The organism is Epilithonimonas tenax DSM 16811 (assembly GCF_000428485.1).
Taxonomy (GTDB): Bacteria; Bacteroidota; Bacteroidia; order Flavobacteriales; family Weeksellaceae; genus Epilithonimonas; species Epilithonimonas tenax.
In genome coordinates this window covers 1-4,409 of record NZ_AUAA01000076.1, presented here as the reverse complement: position 1 = coordinate 4,409, position 4,409 = coordinate 1, and the positions used below count along the sequence as shown (strand labels likewise).

The following is a 4,409-nucleotide window of genomic DNA, read 5'->3' as shown; positions in this document are numbered from 1 at the left end:
TATCTAAACAACTGATATTCTGAATCTATCGATAAATATTCCGCAGAAATATTTATTGCAATGAGCTCTAAATCAGATAATTTTGGTTTAATTGGTTTGAAATAAAAATTTTCTTTGATGGTTAATTTTCTTAATTCCTTTAAAATAAAATCGTAAATTGCATCTAGGTTATTCATAACGTATTAGATTGATAGTCAATACAATATACGAAATTTTCGTATTATGAGTAACCTTTTTTATAATGCACTACGGGTTAAAGTTAATAATTGTTTACCAATATTAAGCCAATGTGAATAGAATTTTCTTAATAATTATAAAGATCAAGATAATTTTTGGCTGATTTTTCCCAAGAGAAATCAAATGACATATTATTAAAGAGCAATCCTTTCATCAACTCTTTTTGACTGTAAATATGCAAGGCTCTTCTCGTGGCATGAACAGCATCTTCCGCACCCGCATTCGTAAAGTTAAGTCCACTGCCGCCGGACGAGATATCCTGTACTGTGTCTCGCAAACCGCCGGTGTAACGCACAATTGGGATCGTGCCATATCTCATGGCATACATCTGATTGAGTCCGCAAGGTTCTACCCGGCTTGGCATCAGCAGAAAATCTGAAGAAGCATAGATCTGATGAGAGAGATATTCTTTATAACCTAGATCTATCGCCAGATTGATATTATATTGATATTGTAACTCTTTGAGCTTATTCTCAATCGCTTGATTTCCAGAACCTAGAACAATGATATTCAGTGCACCATTGGTTTCTTTAATGCTTCTTTCTATAATTTCCGGTAAAAGATCAGCTCCTTTTTCACCTGCAAAACGCCCGATAAATCCAAAAAGTGGCAGATTGGGATTAAGCCCATATTCTGCACAGATCACTTTTTTGTTTTCCCATTTGCCTTCTTCTGCGTAATCTTTATTATAATTAAATTTGAGCATATCATCAGTTTCAGGATTCCAAACTTCGGTATCTATACCGTTGATGATCCCAAAGGCTTTCTTCCTTTCCAGATTCATCAATGGTTCCAGACCCTGAAAACTGTAAAATAATTCCTGCAAATAGCCTGCGGACACTGCGTTGAAGGCAGTACAACTTTTGATCATCGCAGCCATTGGATTGATTCTTCCGCTCCAGTCTAGAAGTCCGGATTTCCAACCATCGAAGTGTGGCAGAAAACTGGACATTTTCCAATCCATGCTACCCTGGTATTCTCCATTATGAATGGTTCCAATGGTTTTTACACCTTTCAGAAAACTAAATTCATAGCAGTGATCGATCATAAAAGGAACCAAGCCTGTATGATAATCGTGGCAGTGGAAAACGTCCGGACGGATCTGCATCGCACTCAGCCAATGCAAAACACCGTGCTGAAAAGCGATAAACTGCTGGCTCTCATCCCAATATCCATAGACGCTTTCCCGGTCCAAAAGTCCTGGTATTTTAACAAGATACAGGTCAAAACCGAGAACATTGGTTTTCTCCTTGAAAATCTGAACCTGATACATATGAAAAGACTGATGAATAAAGCCATCAAACACCACTTCGAACTCGTGGTTATAAAAAAAAGGCTTGTTGTACCAAGGCATGATCACGCTGGCCTCCAAACCCATCTGGTTCTGATATTTTGGTAAAGCTCCTACTACATCTGCCAGTCCACCGACTTTTGCAACAGGATAACACTCCATAGAAAGGTGAAATATTTTCATAAAAGATTTCTATTGTTTTTTTTTAGTGGTCATACGGCATCTTACAATGTTCGCAAGGTTTTTGCCATCTTCAAATCCGTGTGACCTTTATTTTTTTTTAGATTATTTTTTCTTTTTAATCACACCCTTGGTTGCAAGCTTTGGCTTAAGCATTTTGGTCTGTTTCAAAACCAAACCTGACAAAGGCGGCAATCTTAAGAGGATCGATTTTTCTCGTTGATCCCAACCTTCGTCCAATTCCTGAGCAATAATAGCTTCTACGCCGCTTCCGCTATATTTTTTGTCGTCAGAATTAAGAATCACTTCCCATTTTGTGTCTTTTTCTACACCAATTCTGTAATCAAAACTGTTGGGTGTGAGATTCAGCACCGTCATAATAACGTCTTTGTTTTCTTTGCTTTTCCTTAGATAAATAAAAATCGAGTTATCTCTATCATCTGCATTGACCCACTCATATCCATTTGGTGAAAACTGTTGTTCGTGCAAAGCCGGATTTGATTTGTAAAGCAGATTAAGATCTCTTACAAATTCCTGAAGATTCTTATGAATCGGATATTCCAACAAATGCCAATCGAGGGACGTTGTAAAATTCCATTCGTTGGTTTGGGCAATCTCGTCTCCCATAAATAGTAATTTTGCGCCCGGAGTTGTAAACATATAAACATACATCGCCCGCAGATTGGCAAACTTTTGCCATTCGTCGCCGGGCATTTTGTAGATCAAACTGCTTTTTCCGTGAACCACTTCATCGTGAGATAGTGGCATCATATAATTTTCATTATACATATACACACTGGTGAATGTGATCTTGTTGTGGTGGTATTTTCTGACAATAGGATCTTCTTTAAAATAATCCAGAGTATCGTGCATCCAGCCCATCATCCACTTCATCCCGAAACCAATGCCGTCCTCGTGGACAGGTTTTGTCAACCTTGGAAAATCGGAACTTTCTTCTGCAATGGTCTGCACATCCGGAAATTCGCCGTAGACAGCGATATTAAAATCCTGAAGGAATTGTTTCGCTTCCAGATTCACATTCGTTCCGTAGATATTTGGTTCCCACTCGCCTTCGTTTCTGGAATAATCCAAATGAAGCATCGATGTTACTGCATCTACACGAAGTCCGTCTGCGTGGTATCTGTCTAGCCAAAAAATAGCATTTGATATTAAGAATGATTTGACTTCTGGCCTTCCGTAATTGAAAATATAAGATTTCCAATCCGGATGAAAACCTTTTCTTGGATCTTCGTGCTCGTATAAAAATGAACCATCAAAGAAATGTAAACCGTTGGCATCTCCCGGAAAATGGGAAGGAACCCAATCCAGAAAAACCCCGATGTTATTTTTATGAAGTTCGGAAATGAGGTACATCAGATCCTGAGGTGAACCAAATCTGTTTGTTGCAGCGTAAAAACCAGTAATCTGATAACCCCAGCTTGGGTCGTAAGGATACTCCATCACTGGCATGAATTCTACGTGGGTAAAATGCATGGCTTTGAGATACGGAACAAGTTTGTCCGCAATTTCTCGGTAACTCAAAAATCTATCTGGGTTTCCTGGGTCTCGCATCCAAGAACCCAGATGCATTTCGTACACAGACATTGCAGAGTCGAGATTGTTGTATCCTGCACGGTTTTTCATCCAATCCTGATCCTGCCATTCATACCAGGTGGTGCAAACTACAGAACCTGCCTGCAAAGCATTTTCGAAACACAGTGCATAAGGATCTGCTTTTTCCAGCAGGATGCCTTTGTGGGTTCTGATCCCGAATTTATACACTTCGCCAAAATCAAGACCAGGGATAAAACCTTCCCAGATACCGGACTGATCCCATCTGCCTGCCAGTTGGTGTGAAAAAGAATTCCATTGGTTGAAATTTCCAATCACAGAAACCTCTGTGGCTGTAGGTGCCCAGACTGCAAAATAAACGCCGGAAACACCGTCTACCTCAACTTTATGGGAGCCAAACTTTTCGTAAAGTCTGGTGTGTTTTCCCGAGCGGAAAAGATAAATATCGAAGTCTGAAAATAGAGAATAAGGCTGAACCTGCATAGATGATGGGTGGTAAATTATGAATGATCAATTATAAATGTTTTTAAAAACGAATTCTTGCAATTCTTAATTTTTTCAACTTCTATAATCAGTGATTATAACATTACCAAGTTAACGAAATTAATCCTTACATCACAAAAAACATTCTGTTAAAAATATATTAATACAAAACACTTACTTGAAATTTACCTCAATACCAGATAAAATATTAAAATTTGAAATTTTTCAGCAATAATTCCAATTTCTAAAATTCCTTCTCAATAAAAAAGCTGAAGGCTGTTTATAACTCTTAAATCATCTTTTTTTATTATTCGTTGTTAGAAATTGAAGGGATTACATTAATTATAAAAAATCAATATTTTTTATAATTAATACTCGTAGTGCATTATTAAACGAGATTTATTTTTAGATTGTTTATGTTCCTATCAAATACAAATTTATTCAAAAATTGAATAGTAGTAAGCGTTGTAATTTTAGCCAAAATTCTTGTCTTAAAACCTTCAAAAGTTTTGGCATAATTTCTTCTAATCATAAATTGGTCGCATAGTTGAGAGAATAATGTTTCAATTCTTTTCCGATATTTTTTGAACTGATAAAACTGTGGCTTGTAGTCTTTTTGATTTTTTCTTTTCGGAGTTTCTAACTC

Annotated in this window: 3 protein-coding genes and 1 pseudogene; all 4 read right to left on the bottom strand. The window is 37.2% G+C overall.

Annotation, left to right across the window (positions count from 1 at the left end; genetic code table 11):
* A pseudogene (locus tag F564_RS21320) lies at window positions 1–176 on the bottom strand (IS982 family transposase); the annotation flags it as partial.
* Window positions 177–304: 128 nt separating this feature from the next.
* Window positions 305–1,711 carry a glycogen synthase gene (locus F564_RS0117270; RefSeq protein WP_028123691.1) on the bottom strand — a complete coding sequence of 469 codons (1,407 nt, stop codon included), beginning with the start codon at window positions 1,709–1,711 and terminating at the stop codon, window positions 305–307.
* Window positions 1,712–1,813: 102 nt separating this feature from the next.
* Window positions 1,814–3,763, bottom strand: coding sequence for a 1,4-alpha-glucan branching protein GlgB (gene glgB / locus F564_RS19620; RefSeq protein WP_034981935.1), 1,950 nt, complete (start codon window positions 3,761–3,763; stop codon window positions 1,814–1,816).
* Window positions 3,764–4,151: 388 nt separating this feature from the next.
* On the bottom strand, window positions 4,152–4,409 hold a 258-nt coding region (locus F564_RS19615), incomplete at its 5' end, for a transposase (protein ID WP_154656918.1).